At 62.0% G+C, this 23,155-nt stretch carries 18 protein-coding genes; 9 read left to right on the top strand and 9 right to left on the bottom strand.

Annotated elements, in window-relative coordinates:
• Window positions 1–238 precede the first annotated feature (238 nt).
• The gene (gene mltF, locus CFK21_RS06195; protein ID WP_096365781.1) at window positions 239–1,636 is read left to right on the top strand and encodes a membrane-bound lytic murein transglycosylase MltF; all 1,398 of its coding nucleotides are present in this window, start codon (window positions 239–241) and stop codon (window positions 1,634–1,636) included.
• Here mltF and tadA read toward each other — a convergent pair.
• From tadA to CFK21_RS06180, 3 genes are all read right to left on the bottom strand, one after another.
• Window positions 1,633–2,106, bottom strand: a complete 474-nt coding sequence (gene tadA, locus CFK21_RS06190) for a tRNA adenosine(34) deaminase TadA (RefSeq protein ID WP_096365779.1) — start codon at window positions 2,104–2,106, stop codon at window positions 1,633–1,635. The two genes, mltF and tadA, sit on opposite strands and share 4 nt — an antisense overlap.
• Before the next feature lie 278 nt (window positions 2,107–2,384).
• Entirely contained in the window at window positions 2,385–2,906 is a 522-nt protein-coding gene (locus CFK21_RS06185; RefSeq protein WP_096365777.1) for a hypothetical protein, read from the bottom strand.
• A 7-nt stretch (window positions 2,907–2,913) separates the two neighbouring features.
• Window positions 2,914–3,342 (bottom strand): hypothetical protein, encoded by a 429-nt coding sequence (locus CFK21_RS06180; protein WP_157745416.1) that lies wholly within the window; start codon window positions 3,340–3,342, stop codon window positions 2,914–2,916.
• 92 nt (window positions 3,343–3,434) lie between these two features.
• Here CFK21_RS06180 and CFK21_RS06175 point away from each other — a divergent pair, with 92 nt between their 5' ends.
• From CFK21_RS06175 to CFK21_RS06160, 4 genes are all read left to right on the top strand, one after another.
• Complete coding sequence (locus CFK21_RS06175; protein ID WP_096365773.1) at window positions 3,435–4,250, top strand: MBL fold metallo-hydrolase; 816 nt, start codon at window positions 3,435–3,437, stop codon at window positions 4,248–4,250.
• A 142-nt stretch (window positions 4,251–4,392) separates the two neighbouring features.
• Window positions 4,393–4,872, top strand: coding sequence for a DUF302 domain-containing protein (locus CFK21_RS06170; RefSeq protein WP_157745413.1), 480 nt, complete (start codon window positions 4,393–4,395; stop codon window positions 4,870–4,872).
• Between the two features lie 24 nt (window positions 4,873–4,896).
• Window positions 4,897–5,499: an aminotransferase class I/II-fold pyridoxal phosphate-dependent enzyme gene (locus CFK21_RS06165; RefSeq protein WP_096365769.1), complete on the top strand. Its 603-nt coding sequence runs from the start codon at window positions 4,897–4,899 to the stop codon at window positions 5,497–5,499.
• A 2-nt stretch (window positions 5,500–5,501) separates the two neighbouring features.
• Window positions 5,502–6,134, top strand: a complete 633-nt coding sequence (locus tag CFK21_RS06160; RefSeq protein ID WP_096365767.1) for a class I SAM-dependent methyltransferase — start codon at window positions 5,502–5,504, stop codon at window positions 6,132–6,134.
• 50 nt (window positions 6,135–6,184) lie between these two features.
• Here CFK21_RS06160 and CFK21_RS06155 read toward each other — a convergent pair whose 3' ends face one another.
• Together CFK21_RS06155 and CFK21_RS06145 are read right to left on the bottom strand one after the other, a co-directional pair.
• Window positions 6,185–7,126 (bottom strand): MBL fold metallo-hydrolase, encoded by a 942-nt coding sequence (locus tag CFK21_RS06155; RefSeq protein WP_096367520.1) that lies wholly within the window; start codon window positions 7,124–7,126, stop codon window positions 6,185–6,187.
• A 346-nt stretch (window positions 7,127–7,472) separates the two neighbouring features.
• Window positions 7,473–7,919: a hypothetical protein gene (locus CFK21_RS06145; protein WP_096365765.1), complete on the bottom strand. Its 447-nt coding sequence runs from the start codon at window positions 7,917–7,919 to the stop codon at window positions 7,473–7,475.
• Between the two features lie 83 nt (window positions 7,920–8,002).
• Between CFK21_RS06145 and speD the strand changes: the two genes are divergently transcribed.
• Complete coding sequence (gene speD / locus CFK21_RS06140) at window positions 8,003–8,818, top strand: adenosylmethionine decarboxylase (protein WP_096365763.1); 816 nt, start codon at window positions 8,003–8,005, stop codon at window positions 8,816–8,818.
• A 305-nt stretch (window positions 8,819–9,123) separates the two neighbouring features.
• On the opposite strand, the gene guaA is transcribed toward speD, so the two are convergent.
• Window positions 9,124–10,701, bottom strand: a complete 1,578-nt coding sequence (guaA, locus tag CFK21_RS06135; RefSeq protein ID WP_096365761.1) for a glutamine-hydrolyzing GMP synthase — start codon at window positions 10,699–10,701, stop codon at window positions 9,124–9,126.
• 236 nt (window positions 10,702–10,937) lie between these two features.
• Window positions 10,938–12,398, bottom strand: a complete 1,461-nt coding sequence (gene guaB / locus CFK21_RS06130; protein ID WP_096367519.1) for an IMP dehydrogenase — start codon at window positions 12,396–12,398, stop codon at window positions 10,938–10,940.
• A gap of 163 nt (window positions 12,399–12,561) precedes the next feature.
• Here guaB and xseA point away from each other — a divergent pair, with 163 nt between their 5' ends.
• The 3 genes from xseA (at window position 12,562) to CFK21_RS06115 (ending at window position 18,316) form a co-directional block, all read left to right on the top strand.
• Window positions 12,562–13,953 (top strand): exodeoxyribonuclease VII large subunit, encoded by a 1,392-nt coding sequence (gene xseA / locus CFK21_RS06125; protein ID WP_096365759.1) that lies wholly within the window; start codon window positions 12,562–12,564, stop codon window positions 13,951–13,953.
• A gap of 147 nt (window positions 13,954–14,100) precedes the next feature.
• Complete coding sequence (locus CFK21_RS06120) at window positions 14,101–14,931, top strand: peptidoglycan DD-metalloendopeptidase family protein (RefSeq protein WP_096365757.1); 831 nt, start codon at window positions 14,101–14,103, stop codon at window positions 14,929–14,931.
• A 130-nt stretch (window positions 14,932–15,061) separates the two neighbouring features.
• Window positions 15,062–18,316: a sensor domain-containing protein gene (locus tag CFK21_RS06115; RefSeq protein WP_096365755.1), complete on the top strand. Its 3,255-nt coding sequence runs from the start codon at window positions 15,062–15,064 to the stop codon at window positions 18,314–18,316.
• Window positions 18,317–18,431: 115 nt separating this feature from the next.
• Here CFK21_RS06115 and CFK21_RS06110 read toward each other — a convergent pair whose 3' ends face one another.
• Window positions 18,432–19,445, bottom strand: a complete 1,014-nt coding sequence (locus CFK21_RS06110) for a dihydroorotate dehydrogenase-like protein (RefSeq protein ID WP_096365752.1) — start codon at window positions 19,443–19,445, stop codon at window positions 18,432–18,434.
• 1 nt (window position 19,446) lies between these two features.
• Window positions 19,447–23,067, bottom strand: a complete 3,621-nt coding sequence (gene nifJ / locus CFK21_RS06105; protein WP_096365750.1) for a pyruvate:ferredoxin (flavodoxin) oxidoreductase — start codon at window positions 23,065–23,067, stop codon at window positions 19,447–19,449.
• Between the last annotated feature and the right edge of the window lie 88 nt (window positions 23,068–23,155).

Here is a 23,155-nt window from a genome sequence, read left to right as displayed (position 1 = left end):
CAGCCGGGCGTTCACCCCGCTGCGAAGCGCCACCGGCGCTTCGGTCCGGGTTCACCCACCCCGTTCAACCGCTCCGGCATCTCTCCGAACGAACTGCACTGCTTCAATCCCGGATTCGGATTCTGCTGTATAGCAAGTGGAGTGGTATTCTATCGCAAAAGCGCCAGGAGCTCTAAACGTTGACATCCGCAGACCGCTATAGCTGATAGGCCGGTTGCCGGCACCTAGCCTGATGCCCATGACCCGACGCATATATATCCTTCTGTTTTTGATCGCGATTGCCGGCTGTTCCGACGAGCGCAGCCTGCTCGAGGAAATCCAGGCCTCGGGCGAGGTGGTCATGGTGACGCGCAACAGTCCCACAAGCTATTACCTGGGCGCGGATGGACCCACCGGCTTCGAGTACGACCTGGCCCAGGCGTTCGCGGATCATCTCGGTGTCAGACTGAAGGTGGTGGTGCCGGACGGTTTCAACGACATCCTGCCCATGGTGGCCAGCGGCGAGGTCCATTTCGCCGCTGCCGGGCTGACCATCACCGATGTACGCAAGCTGATCGTGCGCTTCGCGCCGAGCTATCAATCCATCATCCCGCAACTGGTCTACCGCGCCAACACCACACCGGAACCGGCCGACCTGGACGACCTGAACGGGATCCTGGAAGTCCTTGCCGGCAGCAGCCACGAGGAACGGCTCAAGGAACTCAAGGCCACGGAATATCCCGGGTTGAGCTGGCGCGCCAATGCCGAACTCGACAGTGAGGAACTGCTGCGCCTGGTCTGGGAGCAGGTGATCGATTACACCATCGCCGATTCCAATGAGATCGCCATCCAGCAGCGCTTCTATCCCGAACTGCGCACGGCCTTCGCCATCAGCGATCCCCAGCCGCTGGCCTGGGCCTTTGCCCGTGGCCCCGACACCAGCCTGTACAATGCTGCCAAGCAGTTTTTCTTCGAACTACGCAACAGTGGTCGGCTGGCCCAACTCATCGAGCGCTATTACGGTCATGTGCAGGACTTCGACTATGTCGGCACCCGACGTTATCTGCGCCATATCCAGACCCGCCTGCCTGATTACACCGAGATCTTCCAGCAGGCGGCCAGAGATCACGACATCGACTGGCGCCTGCTCGCCGCGGTTGGCTATCAGGAATCGCACTGGAGACCGGACGCCCGTTCTCCGACCGGGGTGCGCGGCATCATGATGCTGACCCTCAACACGGTGAAATATCTGGGGCTGGACGATCGGCTCGACCCGGTGCAGAGCATCCACGGCGGGGCGGAATATCTGCGGATGATGAAGGAGAAGATCCCCGAGCGCATCCCGGAGCCCGACCGTACCTGGCTGGCCCTAGCCGCCTACAATGTCGGCTTCGGCCACCTGGAGGACGCGCGCCGTCTGACCGAGGCCAACGGCGCCGACCCCGACCGCTGGGTGGACGTGAAGGAACACCTGCCGCTTCTCAGCCAGAAGAAATGGTACAAGCAGACCCGGTTCGGCTATGCCCGCGGCCACGAGCCGGTACAGTACGTGGAAAACATCCGCAGCTACTACGACATCCTGGTCTGGTACACCGAACGCGACCAGGAACCGGTGCCCTCACCGCCGCAGTGGATAAGCGACTTCCCGGCGCTCTAGTCGCGCCGGTCGCGAAAAAACCCCTTCAACAGTGCCGCGCACTCGCCTTCCAGCACCCCGCCGGTGACCTCGACCCGGTGGTTGAGCCAGGGCGCGCTGAACACCTCCCAGCGGCTGTCCACCACGCCGCGCTTGCTGTCATGGGCACCGAACACCAGCCGCGCGACCCGCGCATGGATCATGGCCCCGGCGCACATCAGGCAGGGCTCGAGGGTGACATACAGGGTGGTGTCGGGCAGACGGTAATTCTGCAAGGCCCGCCCGGCGGCGCGCAGGGCCTGGATCTCGGCATGGGCGGTGGGGTCGTGCCCGGCGATGGGCCGATTCCAGCCCGCGGCGATGAACTGCTCCTGTTTCACCAGCACCGCGCCGATGGGCACCTCGCCGGCCGCGGCGGCGAGTTCGGCCTGCGCCAGGGCCTGGCGCATCCAGTATTCGTCGCGGTTATGCGATTCGGCTTGTCCGTTCATGCCTGCAGTCTCTCCCGCGGCCTCTGCCTCACGACGGTTAACGGGGCTGATGAATTATTCATACACAATAATTTATATCCTCCCGAAGACCTGGAAGCATGAAAAGCACCTCCCCAGAAACTTCGTGTCCGGAATAGCCAAACAGCGGGAATCGATCCCGTAGAGGCTCATGACCAGAGATCGAAATCATATTCTATTGTGTAGTGAATACTTTAACCAGACTTGACGCAGTTCCGGACTGGCCTGTTCTGGCGTGACGTGCAAGACGACAGAGTAAATCAATCTGAGGGCTCGCCCGGGTTTTCGAGTTTCTCCATCAGCACACCATTCGCGATGGAAAACCCTAGCAGATACAGACACAGCACCAGAGTATAAGCGAGCCCGAAGTAGTGGATCATGAGGGGCAACAGCGGAAGCTTGACCGCTCGGCTGTAGAGAAACACCGCAGCCAGCGGTGCGCGCATACCTTTATCGCGCAACTCCCGCAATAGTGGATACCAGGCATAAACAGGTCCACTGGCGAGCACGCCGCCAACAACAGCCAACAACCAGGCGTTCACACCCGCCGTCCTGCCAAGATGACGCTTGATCCATGCTGGTTTGAACAGGAGGTCCGCCGCCAGCAGCAGAAAGAACACCATCACTACTGCCGGCAACGCGCTCAGCATTACTGTCGCAGAGAAGCGGAGCGCCTGACCGGTCGTTTCGGTGTCAATGACTCCGGTGATACCGTAGGCTGTGAGCACCAATAGCAGGAACAACCAACCGCCGAACCCCGTTTTTTTTCTTCGGCTCGGCATTACCGCTCTATCCGATGTATCTCAATGACCAGACGGAGAGAAGGGCGACAGCGATTGCGCTGAAGAAGCTGATCACATTGCGGCAAAACGCAAAGCGTGCGCCCAGAAGCAGGGCCTCGACGGGCAGCTGAACCAGACCAACGGTAACCCAGCTTACGATGAGGGCGGTTACGGCGACAAGGCTTACGCCATTATCGAGCAATTCCCCGCCAAGCAGGTAACTCGCCAGTGGATGCCCGGCTGCCATACTTCCAACCGACGCCCCGATAAGAGCATCCAGCGTGTTGCTGCTACCGAAGAAGCCGGCATAAAGCCGCTCCGGAAACAGCGTGAGTACAAGACTTGTCAATAACAACATCCCCGTGAAAATGGGTAGCAGATTGACGAATGTCCGCACTGTCCTCCTGAAACTCCTTGTCATATCAAGTTCCGGCATATATCTACCCTGTCATCTCACTTGTTTCCTACTAGAATAGGAATTATTCGGATTCGAAGCAGAATAATGGACCAAAGCAGGGTTTTCCATGTATGTACATTTCGAGGAAAATCGCCCTGACGCTACTCTTCGGGTGGGCTCTTATCGTGACAGAATCCAGCTTTGCAGCAGGCGAGACTGTCCAGACCCAATGGAACCAGGTCAGAATCCATGTCGTTTTCAATAATTTGCCCTACAGGGCAGGACTTCAGACCGGGTGGGGCTTCGCCTGCCTGATTGAAGGTCCGGACAAGACGGTCCTGTTTGACACGGGCGGGAATGGCGACATCCTGATCTCGAACATGCAGCAACTCGGTCTCGACGCCAACGCGGTCGAGGCCGTCGTGCTATCCCATATTCACGGCGACCATACAGGCGGTCTGGACGGATTCATGGCACACAACCCTGATGTCACCGTGTATGTGCCTGAATCGTTCCCGGCCTCGTTCCAGCGAGAGGTCAGACGCCTCGGCGCTGCGGTTGAAACCGTGGACGAACCACGACAGCTCCTGGCCGGAATACATACGACCGGAGAGATGAACCATGGCATCGCGGAACAGGCCCTTATTGTAGATACCCAAAACGGTCTTGTCGTTATCACCGGCTGCGCACATCCCAACGTGGCGGATATGACGGAGCGGGCGCAGTCCTATCTGGGCAGGAATGTTTACCTGCTGATGGGCGGATTTCATCTGGACAGCAGTACTGACACCGAGGTGAAGGCTATCATCGATCAGCTGAAAGCCCTGGGTGTGAGAAAAGTCTCACCAAGCCATTGCACGGGGGAGAGAGCCATCAATCTGTTTCGTGAAGCCTGGAAGAGTGATTTCGTCGATGGCGGACTGGGTGCGGTTATCAGCGTGCCATAGTCATCTGTGCTGCTTGCAGCTGTTTTTCCGATCAATGTTTTTTCCACGACCAACAGATAAGACATTACCATGCGCATGCATTGAAAATGCTGCATTTATCAGCAATATCCACATCAGCCGCGATAGCCATAAGGAGTTGAATATGCGCCAAATGAACTTGCTATACGGATTCATCGGCCTGGTAATAGGCATCATTATGACCGGCGTTTCTGCTTATGCCGTTATGCCCGACCTCATGATTCTTGAGGATGAGAGCAGATATGGATTTGATGAAACAGTACGAATGATGCACGAGGAGACGGAGAAACAGGGGTGGAGTATTCCCGTTGTTCATGACTTACAAGAAACAATGAAAAACTTTGGAAAGGATGTACGCAAGGTTAAGGTGTTCGAGCTTTGCCATCCGGCACATGCTTACAAAATCCTCTCCCAGGATAGCGAGCGCATAGTTGTCTCAATGATGCCTTGCCGGGTCGCAATCTATGAACGCGCTGACAACAAGGCGTATATCTCGCGGATGAACTCCGCTCTCATGGGCAAACTCATGGGCGGTATAGTCAGTGAGGTGATGGATGATGCTGCCAGGGAAAGTGAGATGATCATTGCACCATTATTAAAATAGCGCTTCGAAAACGGAAAACCGGAAATGACGTCGATACAGGAAAAAGGTGGCGGCAGTTTCGATATGGTACCGTTACCCGATTTTCTGCGCCGTCATCACGACACATGCTTCCTGGTGAATGAAGCCCTCACCGGGCTCGCTGGCGAGTCGGTCGCGGGCCTGTTACCCGATCATTCCGATCTGCTCGTCACCCGCACTCCCTCCAAGGCCCACAGTCTGGCTGGGTTTCACGTCGGCGATGCCATTTCACCGGTAGGCCTGACCGGCGACCTCAATTCACACAACAACGCCTATTCCCTGACGCGGCCCGGACAAGCGGCGGCAATGGCAACCCCTCAGCAAGAAAACAGGATCCGTGATCGCGTCAAACAACTGGGCGCCTGGACTGAAGACCTGGCTGCGGAACTGCGCACCCTCGATGTGAGCACCCATCCAACACCGGCGTATTTCTTTCTCGCAGACTTCGCGCCACATGATTCGGCCAACCTGGCAGATAAGCTCCGTGAATCGGGGGTTTTCGTCAAACCCTTGAAAGATCGGGATCTGGGTCCGGATTTCATGCGCGCTACCACAGCGCTGCCGCAGGAAAACGCGCGAGTCATCGCCGCAGTGCGGGGGCGGGTCTGATTATGCCAAGAACCGCACCGTTCGAGTCTCATCACTACCGTTATGACGAATGGTTCGAACGCCACGCTGCGGCCTACCACTCGGAGTTGCTGGCGGTGCGCGCCCAGCTGCCCTGGCGCGGATTGGGTTTGTCCATCGGAGTCGGCACCGGTCGGTTTGCCGGACCGCTGGGCGTTCAGATCGGCATCGACCCCGCCTACGCCGTGCTGGACTACGCCGCGAAACGGGGCATCTCCACTGTGCAGGCGGTCGCCGAAGCGCTCCCCTTCGCTGACGGTCTGTTCGACCACGCCCTGTGCGTGACCACCATCTGCTTCGTGGATGATGTCAGTGGCATGCTGAGCGAGGCCCGCCGCGTACTCAAACCCGGCGGTGTGTTGGTAATCGGGTTCATCGATCTCACCAGCAGCCTCGGTCAGACTTATATGACCCAGCAGGCCGAGAATGTATTCTACCGCGACGCGACTTTTTTCTCGGCAGCTGAAGTAGAGCAACTGCTGACGGACACCGGTTTTACCGGGCCCGACTGGGTGCAAACCCTGTCAAAGCCGCTGGGGAAGATACGCGATATCGAATCCTTGAGCAGCGGCTACGGTCAGGGTGCGTTTGTCGTGGTGCAGGCCAAACGGCCGTAACTGCTGCCCACAGGATCAGCGCACAAAACATAGCAGCCAGCCACACCCCTTCACCTTGCCTTCCAGAGAGAGAGGTACTGGTCAAAGTAGCTATCAAGATCCACTTTACCCTGAGCATAATCCTCGTTCCAACCGTCCGGCACAGGCATTTTCTTGTACCACTGCTTTCGTTCCGCTTCCAGTAATCGCCGCGGGTGACGCATGTAATCGGCGGCACAATAAACCTGCCTTCCGACGGTTTCTGATAGCGCATCCAGCCAGCTTTCACCTTTCTGACTGCGCATCAGATGATGGTCAAGAATGACGACATCAACATGTTGTGCCAGTCGCACTGCGTTCCGCCAAGCCGTGTCTCGCAGGGCATTGCTTAAACGATCGAGGTAGAGTGGAGGCCCGGCCGCCAGGACAATATCCGGCCGCCAGTCGATCAGCAGATCGATCGTTGAAGCATCCAGCAGCTGGATGTCCGAGGCATGCACGAATACTTCGCCCCCCATTTCCACCCGCGTCATCATCACTGTGCCCATGTTGCCGTCAGGCGCACCATGCGGGACAGATTGCGAAAAAGACAGCCCATCCACCGTTCTCCCTTCCGCGACCTTCATATTGCTCCCCAGCAGATCGAGCACATCATGAAATCGTCTGCGCATCACCCCCGTGAGGTCGTAGCCGGATTTGCTCCAGGCGCGCAAACCCCTGAAACTGTGAGGCAGGCTGCACACCGATAGTTGATACGGATTTGCATCCATCAGCGGCACATGATCGGCATGAAAATGGCTGAACACCACGTCGGTGGCATCTTCCAGTGCAGCAAGAATTCTATCCCGTACCTGCCGCCCCACGGCGATCTGCACGGGATGGGGTCGCAGACCGTAGCGGACGTAACCCAGCGCAACGCCAGGGTCGATGACAATACGCCGGTTGGGCAATGTTACCCGACAACAAAGACTGCGAACTCCCAGGGATTCCGCGCCAATGATTTCAAGGCCCATACCTCCCTTCCCCATCTACGCCTCCCTTGGACAAAGGCGCACATGCACCGCCAACCAACCGATATTTCCTATAGCGCCGACAATCGGATCCATGTGTGAGACCAGGATATCGTCGCCGACGCGGGTCAGGGCCACATCCTCTCCGAAGGAGGCGCCCAGGATCACATCAGGATCTTCGCTTATAGTGCAGGGGAATACGCAACGCCGAAGAACCTCCAACGATAATTTGGACATGAGCCGAACCTCGTGCTCCGTTGCGGCAACGCCGCGCGGTTCTATACTTTCAATCAACTATAGACATTCTGAAGCAGCATCGCGAATCCTGTATGCATCGCTTCTCGACCCGTTATGCCGAGGCGAAGCCCTCCGGCACATCGCGCAGAATAAGGCCGAAGGCCACCAGCCAGGCCGTCCTCACCAGACTCGGTGCGAATGCACCATGTTGTTCCACCAGATGGGTATGCGGGATCACCCAATGCAAAACCGCCATGATCAGCAAACCGAGGAAGAAGGCTGCGATCGTGCTACCCGGGCCAGCCTCGCCCATTGCCTCCGGCATCATCTCAATAAAGGAGACCAGCAGCATGATACCGGCGCAGAACCCGACACCAAGAACAACGGCTCGCTCATTCCTGCCGATGTAGATCGCCAGGGTCACACTCACCAACGCGATGATCAGGGAGCCCGCGTACAGCAGCAGGAGGCGATGCAGGGAATGTGGATGGATTTCCACATACAGCCCCATGCCCAGCGCGGGCGGAAGCTTACCTGCCTGCCCCAATACGATATGCAATGTCTATCCTTATTATGGCGGTCCGTTAATAGCACTGACATAACAGGATCCAGCCTTCTTATACACACAGACGGAAGGAAGAAATGGTTGCGCGTCATGCCAAAAAGATCAAGCTGTATGGATTCAATAACCTGGCCAAGACCCTGAGCTATAACGTCTACGATATCTGCTACGCGAAGGCCGAACGACACCGTGCCGAGTATATCGAATATATCGACGAGGCCTACAATGCCAAACGTCTGGCCGAGATACTCACCACGGTCGCCGAACTTATCGGCGCCAATATCCTGGATATCTCGCATCAGGATTATGAACCGCAGGGTGCCAGCGTGGTCATGCTGATCTCCGAGGAGCCTGTTGTTTCCGAGCGGCTCTCGCATGACAAGGCCGAACATCCCGGACCCTTGCCCGAGACCCTGCTTGCTCACCTTGACAAGAGCCACATTACTGTTCACACCTACCCGGAAAGTCACCCTGAAGGCGGAATCAGCACCTTTCGCGCCGACATCGATGTCGCAACATGTGGGCGAATCTCGCCGCTTCGCGCCCTGAATTATCTGATCCATGCCCTCGAGTCAGACATCGTGACCCTGGATTATCGGGTGCGCGGGTTCACGCGCGATATACGCGGGAGGAAGCACTTCATCGATCACGACATCACTTCCATCCAGAACTTCATTGCCCGGGACGTCATTGATCGCTACGGCATGATTGACGTGAATGTATACCAGGAGAACATCTTCCATACAAAGATGCTGATCAAGGAGTTCGATCTGGACAACTACCTGTTCGGGCACGGCCGCGACGACTACTCAGCCCGGGAACTACGCGAGATCGAACGGCGCCTGAGGCGGGAGATGGCCGAGATCTACTACGCACGCAACCTGCCCAGGATGTAATTTCAGCCCGAGTGGAATCACGCGCATAGCTGCACCACCCCGGAAGACACCTGCAGTTCGATTGGTCATTGAGAATCAGGCTGCACCCGGAGCATCTAACATCATCGATTCAGACGGCAACCCCAGATGGAGATTGTTGGCGCGCATGCGCTCAATATCGTGCGCACCGGTTTCATGGACTTAATCAGGATATCGCGCGTTTTCTATGGCGCTCACCCTCAGGGCGCGCTACACGCCTGGTTGGTCATTGATCTACAGGCTCAACGCACAAGTTTTATTGTTAGTAAACAGCGCCTGTAACCAGCCTATTCCCACTCTATGGTGGCCGGCGGCTTGCCGGAGATGTCGTAGGTCACGCGCGAGATGCGTGGTATCTCGTTGATGATGCGCCGCGAGACATGATCCAGGAATTCGTAGGGCAGATGCGCCCAGCGCGCGGTCATGAAGTCGATGGTCTCGACCGCGCGCAGCGCCACCACATAATCGTAGCGCCGGCCGTCGCCGGTCACGCCCACCGAACGCACCGGCAGGAACACGGCGAAGGCCTGGCTGACCTTGTCGTAGAGGTCGTGCTTGCGCAGCTCGTCGATGAAGATGAAATCGGCCAGGCGCAGAGTGTCGGCGTATTCCTTCTTCACCTCGCCGAGAATGCGTACCCCCAGACCCGGTCCGGGGAAGGGATGGCGGTAGACCATATCGAAGGGCAGGCCCAGTTCGGTGCCCAGCTTGCGCACCTCGTCCTTGAACAGATCGCGCAGGGGCTCGACCAGCTTGAGCTTCATCTTCTCCGGCAGGCCGCCCACGTTGTGGTGCGACTTGATCAGGTGGGCCTTGCCGGTCTTGGAACCGGCGGACTCGATCACATCAGGATAGATGGTACCCTGGGCCAGCCAGTTGGCATTGCTCAGCCTGCCGGCCTCCTCGTCGAAGACCTCGATAAACAGGTTGCCGATGATCTTGCGCTTCTGTTCCGGATCGTCAACGCCCTTGAGCGCCTTCAGGAAGCGCTCCTCGGCATCCACCCGGATCACCCGCACGCCCATATGTTCGGCGAAGGTGGCCATCACCTGGTCGCCCTCATGATGGCGCAGCAGGCCGTTGTCCACGAACACGCAGGTCAGCTGGTCGCCGATGGCCCGATGCAGCAGCGCGGCCACCACCGAGGAGTCGACCCCGCCGGACAGGCCCAGCAGCACCTCGTCCTCACCCACCTGGGCACGGATACTCTCGATGTGATCCTCGATGATGTTGCCCGGCGTCCACAGGGCGTCGCAGCCGCAGATCTCCAGCACGAACCGGCTGAGGATGCGTCCGCCCTGGCGGGTGTGCGTCACCTCGGGATGGAACTGCACCCCGTAGAAGCCGCGTTCGTCGTCGGCCATGCCGGCCATCGGCGCGCCGGCGGTGCTGGCCATGAGCTTGAAACCCGGCGGCATGTCGATGACACGGTCGCCGTGGCTCATCCACACATCCAGCAGACCATGGCCCTCGGGGCTGGTATGGTCCTCGATGTCCTTCAGCAGACGGGTGTGGCCGTGGGCCCGCACCTGGGCATAACCGTATTCGTGATGCTCGGCATTCTCCACCCTGCCGCCCATCTGGAAGGCCATGGCCTGCATGCCGTAGCAGATGCCCAGCACCGGCACGCCCAGTTCGAACACCTGCTGCGGCGCCCGCGGCGAGGTCTCGGCCGTGACCGTTTCCGGCCCGCCGGACAGGATCACGCCCCTGGGGCTGAAGATGCGGATGTCCTCGGCCGCCATGTCGTAGGGATGGATTTCGCAGTAGACGCCGATTTCGCGCACCCGGCGGGCTATCAGCTGAGTGTACTGCGAGCCGAAATCAAGAATGAGAATGCGGTGGGCGTGGATGTCTGTGGTCAAGGTTCTGGGCTCTGAATACTAGGGTTCTGGGAAGGGATCAGGTACGAAGGACGCTCCCCCTGGTCTCGTCATCCCCGCGAAAGCGGGGATCCAGGCCTTGTTTATCCTGCCAGGCACTGGATTCCCGCCTGCGCGGGAATGACGGGTAAAGTGAAATACTGTCTGTAAATGCCATGTGTGTCAGGCAGCCAGGGACAAGGGGCGGACAGGTTTTTTATTCAGCCCGGTCCGGCGACTTAAACACGATAATTCGGCGCTTCCTTGGTGATCTGCACGTCATGGACATGCGACTCCTTCATGCCGGCGCCGGTCACGCGCACGAACTGCGGCTTGGTGCGCATCTCGTCGACGGTGCGGCAGCCGGTGTAGCCCATGCTGGAGCGCAGCCCGCCCAGCAGCTGGTGAATCACCGGGTTGAGCGGACCCTTGTAGGGCACCCGGCCCTCGATGCCCTCCGGCACCAGCTTCTCGGCCTCGTTGCCCTCCTGGAAGTAGCGGTCGCTGGAGCCCTGCTGGCCGGACATGGCGCCGAGCGAGCCCATGCCGCGGTAGGACTTGTAGGAGCGGCCCTGGAACAGTTCGACCTCGCCCGGGGCCTCCTCGGTGCCGGCGAACATGCTGCCCACCATGATGGAATAGGCACCGGCGGCGATGGCCTTGGCCATGTCACCGGAATAACGGATGCCGCCGTCGGCGATCAATGGCACCCCGGAATCCTTCAGCGCGGCGGCGACATTGGCCACGGCGCTGATCTGGGGCACGCCCACGCCGGCCACGATGCGGGTGGTGCAGATCGAGCCCGGGCCGATGCCGACCTTGACCGCGTCGGCGCCGGCCGACTTCAGGGCCAGCGCGGCCTCGGCGGTGGCGATGTTGCCGCCGATGACCTGGACGTCGGGGAAGTTCTGCTTGACCCACTTCACCCGGTCCAGCACCCCCTGGGAATGGCCGTGGGCGGTGTCGACCACGATCACGTCCACCCCGGCGGCCACCAGGGCCTCGACCCGCTCATCGGTGCCGGCGCCGACACCGACCGCGGCCCCGACACGCAACCGACCCTGGTCATCCTTGCAGGCATTGGGCTTGTCGGAGGCCTTCTGGATGTCCTTGACCGTAACCAGGCCGCGCAGGCGGAAATTGTCGTCCACCACCAGCACCTTCTCGATGCGGTACTGGTGCAGGAGTTTCAGGATCTCGTCCTTCTCCGCGCCCTCCTTCACCGTGACCAGCTTGTCCTTGGGCGTCATGATGCTGGAGACGGGGGCATCGAAGCGGGTCTCGAAACGCACGTCGCGGTTGGTGACGATGCCGACCAGATCCTCGCCGTCGACCACCGGCACACCCGAGATGCGGTGCGCCCGGGTCAGTTCCAGCACATCGCGAATCGTGGCATTGGGGCTGATGGTGATCGGGTCCTTGATCACGCCACTCTCGAATTTCTTGACCAGCCTGACCTCGGCGGCCTGCTGCTCGGCGTTCATGCTCTTGTGCACGATGCCGATGCCGCCCTCCTGGGCCAGCGCGATGGCCAGCCGGCCCTCGGTGACCGTGTCCATGGCTGCAGAGAGCAGCGGGATGTTCATGCGGATGTCGCGCGTCAGCTGGGTGGAGAGATCCACGTCGCGCGGCAGCACATCGGAATGGTCGGGCAGCAGGAGGACGTCGTCGAAGGTCAGGGCTTCTTCAAGGATGCGTATCATGGAGGGGGTCCGTGCCATAGTCAGCTCATCAAGGGCGCAATTATAGGTTTTGCGCCACGGCCGGTAAACCGCAATCACGCTTTTGCCGGCCCGACCGGGCAGGAACAGTCCCTTGTTTCGCGGTGTGTTTTCCCCTGCCCGGCTGCGGTATGATCGATCCATGCAGCGCCCTGACCTTCCACCCCCGTCCCCTGCCCTGCCCGGGGACGAACGCGACGTCTTCACCGTCTCCCGGCTCAACGCCGAGGCCCGCGACCTGCTGGAGAGCCGTTTCCCGCTGATCTGGGTCGAGGGGGAGCTGTCCAACCTGGCCCGGCCCGGCTCCGGGCACTGGTACTTCAGCCTCAAGGATGCCCGCGCCCAGGTCGGCTGTGCCATGTTCCGCGGCCGCAACCGCAATGTGCGGTTCCAGCCGCAGGAAGGCATGCAGGTGCTGGTCCGCGCCAGCGTCTCCCTGTACGAGGCCCGCGGCAACTACCAGCTGATCGTCGAGCACATGGAGGAGGCCGGGGCCGGCGCCCTGCGCCGGGCCTTCGAGCAGCTGCGCGACAAGCTGGACGCCGAGGGCCTGTTCGCCGAGGCGCACAAGCAGCCGCTGCCCGCCCTGCCCCGGCGCATCGGCGTGATCACCTCCCCCACCGGGGCGGCCATCCGCGATATCCTCAGCGTGCTGGGCCGGCGCTTTCCCGCCATCCCGGTGCTGGTCTATCCGGTCCCGGTCCAGGGCGAGGGGGCGGGCGCGAAGATCGCCGAGACGATCGCCCTGGCGGATGCCCGCCGGGACTGCGACGTCCTGATCCTGGCCCGCGGCGGCGGCTCGCTGGAGGACCTGTGGGCCTTCAACGAGGAGGGCGTCGCCCGCGCCATCCATGCCTGCCGGCTGCCGGTGGTGACGGGTATTGGCCACGAGATCGATTTCACCATCGCCGATTTCGTCGCCGACCGGCGCGCCCCCACCCCCTCGGTGGCGGCCGAAATGGTCAGTCCCAGCCAGGACGACTGGCGGCTGCGCCTGCGCGACCGGGAACAGAAACTGACCCGGCGGATCACGCAACAACTCGAACGCCGCCGCGAACGCCTGGCCTGGCTGGAGCAGCGGCTGCAGCGCCAGCACCCGGGCCAGCGGCTGACCCAGTGGAGCCAGCGCCTGGACGAACTGGAAGGCCGCCTGCAGCGCAGCCAGCAGGTCCGGCTGCGCCACGCCCGCAGCCGGCTGAGTGAACTGGCCGCCCGCCTGCATCGCCACAACCCGGTGCCGAGGCTGGAGGCGGCCCGCCAGCGTCAGACCGGACTGGCCCATCGTCTGCACCTGGCCATGCGCCATCAACTGCAGCGCGAGCGCGAGCGCCTGACCGGCCTGATGCGCCAGCTCGACACCGTCAGTCCGCTGGCCACGCTGGAGCGCGGCTATGCCATCGTGCGCCTGGGGGCGGATGGCCGTATCCTGAGATCGGTGGAAGGCCTGCAGACCGGTGATATCATCGACGTGCGACTGGCGCGCGGGCGGCTGACCACAGAGGTCAAAACCGTCCACGGAGATGAAGATGCATGAATTCCATGTGCGGATCAGGTCGGCACCGTATGATCCGACAGGATCGCGGATGTTGGGTTAGCCTGAAAGGCGTAACCCGACACCCTCGCTGTGCGCAGCGCTGATCTGCGCTACCGTGCATGACAAACCCTTGGATACATTGTTCAGATGATGCGCATATTTCTCTTGTTGTTCAGCCTGCTGTTCAGCCAGGCCCTGGTCGCTGCCCAGCTGCCGAAGGCCGATCCGGTCCCCGGCGGGATGGCGGTCATTCCCCTGCCCGAGTTGACGCAGCCGCCGCGGGTGACCTTCAACGGCAACCGCACCCTGACCGTCCGGCACGACAATCGCTGGCACGCCCTGGTCGGGCTGCCGCTCGGCCTGGAACCGGGTGAGCACCGGATACAGGTGGCAGACGCCAGCGGCGAGCTGCCCATCGCCTTCACGGTCCAGCCCAAGGAATACGAGGCCCAGTACATCACGCTCAAGAACAAGCGCCAGGTCAACCCCAACCCGGATGATCTCAAACGCATCCGCAGCGAAACCCCGCGCATCCGCTCGGCACTGCGGACATTCAATTTCGCCGAGGATGTCCAACTCGATTTCATCTGGCCGGTCGACGGCGAATTGAGCAGCCCCTTCGGCCTGCGCCGCTTCTTCAACCAGCAACCGCGCAAGCCCCACAGCGGCCTGGACATCGCCGCGCCCGAGGGCACGCCCATCCGCGCACCCGCCTCCGGCGAGGTCATCGAAGTCGGTGATTTCTTCTTCAACGGCAACAGCGTGTTCATCGATCACGGCCAGGGGCTGGTGACCATGTACTGCCACCTGCACCGCATCGACGTGAAGGCCGGCGACCGTATTGCCCAGGGCGATATCATCGGCACGGTCGGCAGGACCGGCCGGGTCACCGGTCCGCATCTGCACTGGGGCGTCAGCCTGAACGACGCCCGTATCGATCCGCTGCTGTTCCTCCCCACCCCCACCCCCACCCCCTGAGCAGCGCGTCACGGTTCCCGCAGCTGATTGCCGCTGTAACTTTCCGCCAGGGGAATTCTTGACTAGACTGCTGAAGTAAGTATCCGCAAGGCGCAGCATTCATTCAGCGTCCCGCAGAGGGAGCGGTATCATGTCCAGCAGTCTGTTCCGCACACCGCCGGGTTCCGCAGCCAGTCCTGAAGCGGCGGAACTGCGCTCCATCATCGACAATCTCACCGATGCCTATTACCGGACCGACATCGACGGCCGCATCCTGCTCGCCTCGCGCTCGGTGGAGGCCCTGAGCGGCTACCGGCTCGAAGAAATCATCGGCCGCAACATAACCGAGTTCTATCTGGATCCGGCTGCACGAACGGCATTTCTCCAGGCATTGGCCGACAACGGCGGCCAGGTCCAGGGCTACGAGGCCGGCCTGCGCAGGAAGGACAGCACCGAACTGTGGGTAGCGACCAGTGCCCATTTTATCTATGACGACACGGGCAAGGTCGCCGGAATCGAAGGGACGGTACGCGACATTACCGAACGCCACCAGGTCGAGGCAGCGCTGCGCGAGAGCCAGCAGCGCTACAAGGCCCTGTTCGACAACGCCACAGACAGCATCCTGTTGACCCGGGACGACCATTTCATCGACTGCAACCCGAAAACGCTGGAGGTCTTCGGCTGCACCCGGGAACAGGTCATCGGGTGCGACCCGGCCCGCTTCTCACCCGAATTCCAGCCCGACGGCGGCCGCTCCGAAGAGATCTCCCGGGAACGAATGGCTGCGGCCCTGGCCGGGACGACCCAGCGCTTTGAATGGCAGCACCAGCGCCTCGACGGCAGCCTGTTCGACGCCGAGGTCACGCTGAACCGTGTCGATATCGAGGGACAACCGCACCTGATCGGCATGGTGCATGACATCACCCGGCGCAAGCAGATCGAACGCGACCTCCAGCTCAGCCGCCGCAACCTGGCCGAGGCCCAGCGCATCGCCCATGTCGGCAGCTGGGAGTGCGATATCGCCACCGAGCAGATGAACTGGTCCGACGAGATGTTCCGCATCCACGGCCTGAAACCCGGCAGCCGCGCACCCGGGTATGCTTTGCTGGCCGAACTCATCCATCCCGAGGACTGGCCGGGCGTGGAGGAGGCGATCAATGCCGCCGTCCGTGGTGAATCGCACCTCGACAGCGAATATCGCATCCAGCGTCCCAGCGGTGAAGTCCGCTACGTGTATGCGCGCGGCGAACTTGTCCGCGACCTGCAGGGGCAGCCGGCACAGATGGTGGGCACCATGCAGGACATCACCGAACACATCCAGTCCCTGGCCGCACTGAGATCCAGCGAAGAGCGCTTCCGCGATCTGGCCGAGAACATCAACGAGGTATTCTGGCTGGTGTCACCGGACTGGCTGCAGGTCCACTACATCAGTCCGGCCTACGCAGCGGTCTGGGGCGCGAGCACGGATTCACTCTATGCCAGTCCCATGTCCTGGGCGGACAGGATTCACGGCGATGACCAGGACAGCATCAGGGCCTTCATGGACAGTATCGATCTGGATCAGGAGGAAATCGGCTTCCCCGAGTTCCGCATCGTACGTCCAGACGGCGGGATACGCTGGATCTCGACCCGGGCCTATCCGGTGCGGGATCAGGAGGGACGGCCGGTGCGTGTAGCCGGCATCGCCGAGGACATCACCGAACGCAGGCAGGCCGAGGAGCAGCTGCGTCAGTCTGCGGTGGCCTTTGACAATACCGCCGAAGGCATCCTGATCCTGGATACCGAACGCCGCATCCTGGCTGCCAACCGCGCCTTCACCGAACTGACCGGCTACAGCGAGGACGGCATCCGCCTGCAGACCCCGGAACAGCTGGAGCCGGCACTGGATACGGCGCCCGGCAACGGCGTCGACTGGCAGACCGTGGAACAGGCGCGCCGCTGGCAGGGCGAAGCCTTGCTGCGCCGCGTCAATGGCGAGTTGTTCCCGGCCTGGCTGACGGTCAGCATGGTGCTCGACAGCAACAACCAACCCGCCAACTACGTCTACATCTTCTCCGACATCACCACCATCAAGCGCTCGCAGGAGAAACTGGATTACCTGGCCCATCATGACCCGTTGACCGACCTGCCCAATCGGCTGCTGCTCAGCGCCCGCCTGGAACACGCCATTCAGCATGCCCGGCGCGAACACCATCAGATCGGGGTACTGTTCATCGACCTGGACCGGTTCAAGAACATCAACGACAGTCTCGGCCACAGCATGGGCGACGAAATCCTTACAGAGTCGGCCCGCCGGCTCAGGGGCCTGCTGCGCGACGAGGACACCGTGGCCCGACTGGGCGGGGACGAGTTCATTGTCATCCTCGACCAGGTCCGCCACAGCCAGGACGTGATCGCACTGGCGGGCCGCATCATGGAACTGTTTCGTCAGCCCTTCGTCTCCGGCTTGCATACCCTGCACGTGACCGCGAGCATCGGCATCAGCATCTATCCCGAGGACGGCCGCGACACCGACACCCTGATCAAGAACGCAGACGCCGCCATGTACCGCGCCAAGGGACATGGCCGGGACAACTTCCAGTTCTACACCCAGGAACTGACCAATACCGCATTCGAGCGCATCCTGCTCGAGACCAGCCTGCGCCGGGCCCTGGACGAGGAGGACCTGGTGCTGCACTACCAGCCGCAGATCTCGCTGATCGACGGCCGCATCATCGGCGCCGAGGCCCTGATCCGCTGGAACCATCCGGACATGGGCCTGATTCCGCCCAATCGTTTCATCCCGCTGGCGGAGGAATCCGGGTTGATCCTGCCCATCGGCAACTGGGTACTGGAAGCCGCCTGTGAGCAGGCGCGTTACTGGCAGGACATCGGCCTGCCGCTGGAAAAGATCGCGGTGAACATTTCCGGCGTCCAGGTACTGCGCAGCAATATCCTCGAAGCGGTCAAGCGGGCACTGAACTACTCGCGGCTGGACGCACAGAGCCTGGAACTGGAAATCACCGAAAGCACTCTGATGCACGAGGGTGGCCAGACGATTGCTTCGCTGGAATCACTGCGCACCATCGGCGTGGAACTCGCCATCGACGATTTCGGCACCGGCTATTCCTCGCTGAGCTACCTCAAGCGCCTGCCCATCGACCGGCTCAAGATCGACCGCGCCTTCATTCACGAGGCCGCCGTGGACAACAATGATGCAGCCATCATCCGCGCCATCATCGCCATGGGCCACAGCCTGCAGCTGAAGATCGTGGCCGAAGGCGTGGAAACCGAGCAGCAGAGCCGGTTCCTGCAGGAGTTGGGTTGCGACGTGGCCCAGGGTTATTACTACGGACGGCCGGTGCCGGCGGACGAGTTCGCCCGGCTGTTCAGTCCGTCGACTGACGACAGGCGAGAAGAATCGTAGGTCGGGTTAGCCCGTAGGGCGTAACCCGACGCGGGCCGTTCCCTGTCGGGTTACGCTGCGCTAACCCGACCTACGGACTTTGCGTCCTCTGCGTTCCCGGCGCCACACATTCCCATCACCGCCACACGCCGCGCGGCGCGGCATGGGTCTCCAGCACCTTCACGTAATTGGCGCGCTCGTAGGCGGCCGGATCGATGGCATTGCGGTAGCTGACGCAGCCGCGCATCTGGCGGATGGAGTTGTATTCATTTTCCTCCATCCAGTCGAGCATACCCTGACGGATCCGCTCCAGTTCCTCCGGGCCCTGTTGCAGCAGCACACTGCACAGCTGCACCACGTCGGCACCGGCCATGATGGCCTTGAGGCTGTCGGCGGCGGTATGAAAACCGCCGCTCACCGCCAGGGCGAGGCGCGTGCGGCCATGCAGGATCGCTGCCCAGTGCATGCGCAACAGCGCTTCGTGCGGCGAGGACAGTGTCAGGCTGGGCACCACTTCGCGGGTCTCCAGATCGATGTCCGGCTGGTAGAAGCGGTTGAACAGGACCACGCCGGCCGCGCCCGCCGCCTCCAGACTGCCGACCAGATGGCCGACCGAACTGAACTGGGAAGAGAGCTTCATCGCCACCGGCAGGGATACCTGTTCGCGCACCGCGTGCAGCATCCCCACGTAGCGGCTTTCCACCTCGGCGGCCGACTGGCTGATATCGGCGGCGACGTAATAGACATTCAACTCCAGGGCATCGGCGCCAGCCTCCTGCATCAAGCGGGCATAGCGCACCCAGCCATCATCGCTCACGCCGTTGAGGCTGGCGATCACGGGGATATCGAGCATCTGCTTGAGCCGGGTCAGCTGCTCCAGGTAGGCATCAACCTCGTTGATATAGCTGTCCGGCTGGGGCAGGAAGCTCTCGGCCTCGCCGAAACCGATCGCCTGTTCGTGCAGAAAGCGTGCGGTGGCCTCCTCGGCGTGCTGCACCTCCTCCTCGAACAGCGAATACATGACCAGCGCACCGGCGCCGGCATCCTCCAGCCGGCGGGCGCTGTCCAGGTCCCGCGACAGGGGCGAGGCCGAGGGCACCAGCGGGCTTGCGAGTTCCAGACCCAGGTAATCCGTGCTCAGGTCCACCATCTCAACCCTCCTCCCCGGTATCATCGTCCTGCTGGAAATCCGGCGACTCGGGCTCCTCCCAGGAGATTCCGGCCAGCTGCTTGTAGTGATGATAGCGCGCCAGCGCCTCTTCCTGTGACTGTTTGAGGAAGGCCTCGGCCGCCTCCGGATGGGTGCGCCAGAGCATGTTGAAGCGGGTCTCGGATTCAACGTACTTGCGGTATGGAATGCTCGGCTCGCCGGAATCCAGATGCAGCGGATTCCTGCCTTCGGCGACCTTCCTGGGGTCGTAGCGGAACAGGATCCAGTGGCCGCTGTCCACCGCCAGCTGCTGCTGGCGGTGATTGTGCGACAGGTCCACACCGTGGGCGATGCAGGGCGAATAGGCGATGATCAGTGACGGCCCCGGGTGGGCCTCGGCCTCGAGGAAGGCGCGCAGGGTGTGCACGTCCTTGGCGCCGTAGGCCACATGGGCCACATAGACATTGTCGTAGGCCATGGCCAGCATGCCCAGATCCTTCTTCACCGCCGGCTTGCCGCCGGCGGAGAACTTGGCCACCGCGCCGCGCGGCGTGGCCTTGGAGGTCTGGCCGCCGGTGTTGGAGTAGACCTCGGTATCCAGCACCAGGATATTCACGTCGCGCCCAGCCGCCAGCACATGGTCCAGGCCGCCGTAGCCGATGTCGTAGGCCCAGCCGTCGCCGCCGATGATCCAGACACTCTTCTTCACCAGGTTCTCGACCACCCGTTCCAACTCGCGGGCGCGCGGATCATCGATCAGGTCCAGCTGGCGACGCAGCCGCGCCACCCGCTCGCGCTGCTCATGGATGCCCGCCTCGTCCGACTGGTCGGCAGCGACAATGGCCGCGACCAACTCCGTATCCAGCGCCTCGCCCAGGGCGTGCAGCAGATCCAGGGCATGCTCGCGCTGCTGGTCGATGGCCACCCGCATGCCGTAGCCGAACTCGGCATTGTCCTCGAACAGGGAATTGGACCAGGCCGGTCCGCGGCCCTCGCCGTTGGCCGCCCAAGGGGTGGTCGGCAGATTGCCGCCGTAGATGGAGGAGCAGCCGGTGGCGTTGGCCACCAGCATGCGGTCGCCGAACAGCTGGCTGGCCAGCTTGATGTAGGGCGTCTCGCCGCAGCCCACGCAGGCGCCGGAAAACTCGAACAGGGGCTGGAACAACATCGAGCCCTTCAGGGTGCCGACCTTGACCTCACGCCGGTCATATTCGGGCAGGCCGAGGAAGAATTCCCAGTTTCCCTTCTCCGGCGCGCGCAGCTCGTCGATGGGCGCCATGTTCAGCGCCTTGCGGCTGGCATTGGACTTGTCACGGATGGGGCAGATATCCACGCACAGACCGCAGCCGGTGCAGTCCTCGGGCGCGACCTGGTAGGCGATGTGATACCCCTGCGGATAGTCCTTGCCCTTGACCGGCATGGACTTGAAGCCGGACGGCGCATCCTTGAGGTATTCCTCCGGAAACAGCTTGCTGCGGATCACGCCGTGCGGACACACCAGGGGGCACTTGCCGCACTGGGTACACAGGTCCGTCTCCCATACCGGTATCTCCAGGGCCAGATTGCGTTTCTCATAGGCCGCCGTGCCCAGGGGGAAGGTGCCGTCACTGGGCATGAAGCTGACCGGTACCTCGTCGCCCTTGCCGGCGATCAGCCTGGCGGTGAACCGCTGCACAAAATCAGGCGCCGACTCCGCCACCGTGGCCGGACGCTCGAAGTCGCTGCTGACCGTCTCCGGCACCGTCACCTCGTGCAGATTCTCCAACGCCATGTCGATGGCGCGGAAGTTGAATTCGACAATGCGCGAGCCTTTTTTGCCATAGGTCTTCTCCACCGCCTCTTTGATGGCGGCAATGGCCGCGTCGCGTTCCAGCACGCCGGAGATGGCGAAGAAGCAGGTCTGCATGACGGTGTTGATGCGCGTACCCATGCCGGCCTCCTGCGCCACCCGGTAGGCATCGATGCAGTGGAAGCGGACCCGCTTGTCAATCATCTGCTGCTGCAGCCGGCGCGGCAGGCTGTCCCAGACCCGCTCCGGCGGCTCCGGACTGTTGAGCAGAAACACCGCACCCTCGGCGGCCTTGTCCAGCAGGTCGTAGCGTTCCACAAACACCGGCTGATGACAGGCCACGAACTGCGCGGCACCGTCGTCGATCAGGTAGCTGGAACGGATCGGCTGCGGACCGAAGCGCAGGTGCGAAACCGTGACCGCGCCGGATTTCTTGGAGTCGTAGACGAAATAGCCCTGGGCATGGAGATCCGTCGACTCGCCGATGATCTTGATGGAGTTCTTGTTGGCACTGACGGTGCCGTCCGAGCCCAGGCCATAGAAGACCGCCTGCACCGCATCCCGGTGGGCATCGGTGCGATAGCCCGGATCCCAGTCCAGCGAGGTATGGCTGACATCATCATGGATGCCGATGGTGAACAGGTGCTTCGGTTCGGGTTTATCGAGTTCGTCGAACACCGCCCGGACCATACCAGGCGTGAACTCCTTGGATGACAGGCCGAAGCGGCCGCCGATCACCCGCGGCAGGGCAGTGAATCTTCCGCCACCGCTGCACTGATGCCGGGCCAGCGCGGTGATCACGTCCTTGTACAGCGGTTCGCCGTCGGCGCCGGGTTCCTTGGTGCGGTCGAGCACGGCGATGGCCTTCACCGTCGGCGGCAGGGCGGCAATGAGCGCCGCGGGATCGAATGGCCGGTACAGCCGCACCCGCAGCACGCCGACCTTTTCGCCCTGAGGTTCGAGATACTCCACCGTCTCCGCTACCGTCTCGGCACCCGACCCCATCAGCACGATCACCCGTTCGGCATCCGCCGCGCCTGCGTAGTCATAGAGGCGATACTGCCGGCCGGTCAGTTCGGCAAAGCGGTCCATGCACGCCTGCACGATACCGGGAAAGGCATCATAGTAGGGGTTGACCGTCTCCCGGCCCTGAAAATACACATCCGGGTTCTGCGAACTCCCGCGCAGCACCGGGTGCTCCGGCGACAGGGCGCGGGCGCGCTGGGCAGCCACGGCCTCGCTGTCGATCAGCTCGCGGATAACAGCCTCGTCGACGACCGCGATCTTGGCCACTTCGTGCGAAGTGCGGAAACCGTCGAAGAAATGCAGTACCGGGATGCGGCCCTTGAGCGTGGCGGCATGGGCGATCAGCGCCAGATCATGCGCCTCCTGTACCGAGGCCGAGGCCAGCAGGGCAAAGCCGGTGCTGCGCGCGGCCATCACGTCGCTGTGATCGCCGAAGATGGACAGGGCCTGCACGGCCAGTGAGCGGGCAGCGATATGGAACACCGCCGGTGTGAGTTCGCCGGCGATCTTGTACATGTTGGGCAGCATCAGCAGCAGCCCCTGGGAGGCGGTAAAGGTGGAGGCAAGCGCCCCGGCCTGCAGCGCACCGTGAATGGCGCCGGCCGCCCCACCCTCGCTCTGCATCTCGACGATGCTGGGAATACTGCCCCAGATGTTGGTTTTACCCGCGGCCGACCAGGCGTCGGCCAGTTCGCCCATGGGTGAAGCCGGGGTGATGGGGTAGATGGCGCAGACATCGCTGACGGCATGGGCGATGCGGGTGGCCGCCTCGTTGCCGTCGACGGTCAGCATGGTAGGAGCCGGCATGTGTATTCCCCCTGGATATGACACCTTGTGCACAGCATAGTGTCAGCGGTCGGCAGCCGCCACAGCCGATGCGGCGCCGCTTGACCGA

The organism is Thiohalobacter thiocyanaticus, assembly GCF_002356355.1.
GTDB classification, from domain to species: Bacteria; Pseudomonadota; Gammaproteobacteria; order Thiohalobacterales; family Thiohalobacteraceae; genus Thiohalobacter; species Thiohalobacter thiocyanaticus_A.
The sequence above is the reverse complement of the archived record's forward strand: the minus strand, read 5'-3'. Positions and strand labels throughout refer to the sequence as shown.

What these genes read in the sequence shown, in the direction of transcription:
- CFK21_RS06155 (WP_096367520.1), bottom strand. Translation starts at nt 7,126, where the DNA reads ATGGGCCTTGAAATCATTGGCGCGGAATCCCTGGGAGTTCGCAGTCTT.
- CFK21_RS06180 (WP_157745416.1), bottom strand. Translation starts at nt 3,342, where the DNA reads ATGCCGGAACTTGATATGACAAGGAGTTTCAGGAGGACAGTGCGGACA.
- mltF (WP_096365781.1), top strand. Translation starts at nt 239, where the DNA reads ATGACCCGACGCATATATATCCTTCTGTTTTTGATCGCGATTGCCGGC.
- xseA (WP_096365759.1), top strand. Translation starts at nt 12,562, where the DNA reads ATGCAGCGCCCTGACCTTCCACCCCCGTCCCCTGCCCTGCCCGGGGAC.
- nifJ (WP_096365750.1), bottom strand. Translation starts at nt 23,067, where the DNA reads ATGCCGGCTCCTACCATGCTGACCGTCGACGGCAACGAGGCGGCCACC.
- CFK21_RS06170 (WP_157745413.1), top strand. Translation starts at nt 4,393, where the DNA reads ATGCGCCAAATGAACTTGCTATACGGATTCATCGGCCTGGTAATAGGC.
- CFK21_RS06115 (WP_096365755.1), top strand. Translation starts at nt 15,062, where the DNA reads ATGTCCAGCAGTCTGTTCCGCACACCGCCGGGTTCCGCAGCCAGTCCT.
- CFK21_RS06160 (WP_096365767.1), top strand. Translation starts at nt 5,502, where the DNA reads ATGCCAAGAACCGCACCGTTCGAGTCTCATCACTACCGTTATGACGAA.
- CFK21_RS06175 (WP_096365773.1), top strand. Translation starts at nt 3,435, where the DNA reads ATGTACATTTCGAGGAAAATCGCCCTGACGCTACTCTTCGGGTGGGCT.
- CFK21_RS06110 (WP_096365752.1), bottom strand. Translation starts at nt 19,445, where the DNA reads ATGGTGGACCTGAGCACGGATTACCTGGGTCTGGAACTCGCAAGCCCG.
- CFK21_RS06165 (WP_096365769.1), top strand. Translation starts at nt 4,897, where the DNA reads ATGACGTCGATACAGGAAAAAGGTGGCGGCAGTTTCGATATGGTACCG.
- CFK21_RS06120 (WP_096365757.1), top strand. Translation starts at nt 14,101, where the DNA reads ATGATGCGCATATTTCTCTTGTTGTTCAGCCTGCTGTTCAGCCAGGCC.
- speD (WP_096365763.1), top strand. Translation starts at nt 8,003, where the DNA reads ATGGTTGCGCGTCATGCCAAAAAGATCAAGCTGTATGGATTCAATAAC.
- tadA (WP_096365779.1), bottom strand. Translation starts at nt 2,106, where the DNA reads ATGAACGGACAAGCCGAATCGCATAACCGCGACGAATACTGGATGCGC.
- CFK21_RS06185 (WP_096365777.1), bottom strand. Translation starts at nt 2,906, where the DNA reads ATGCCGAGCCGAAGAAAAAAAACGGGGTTCGGCGGTTGGTTGTTCCTG.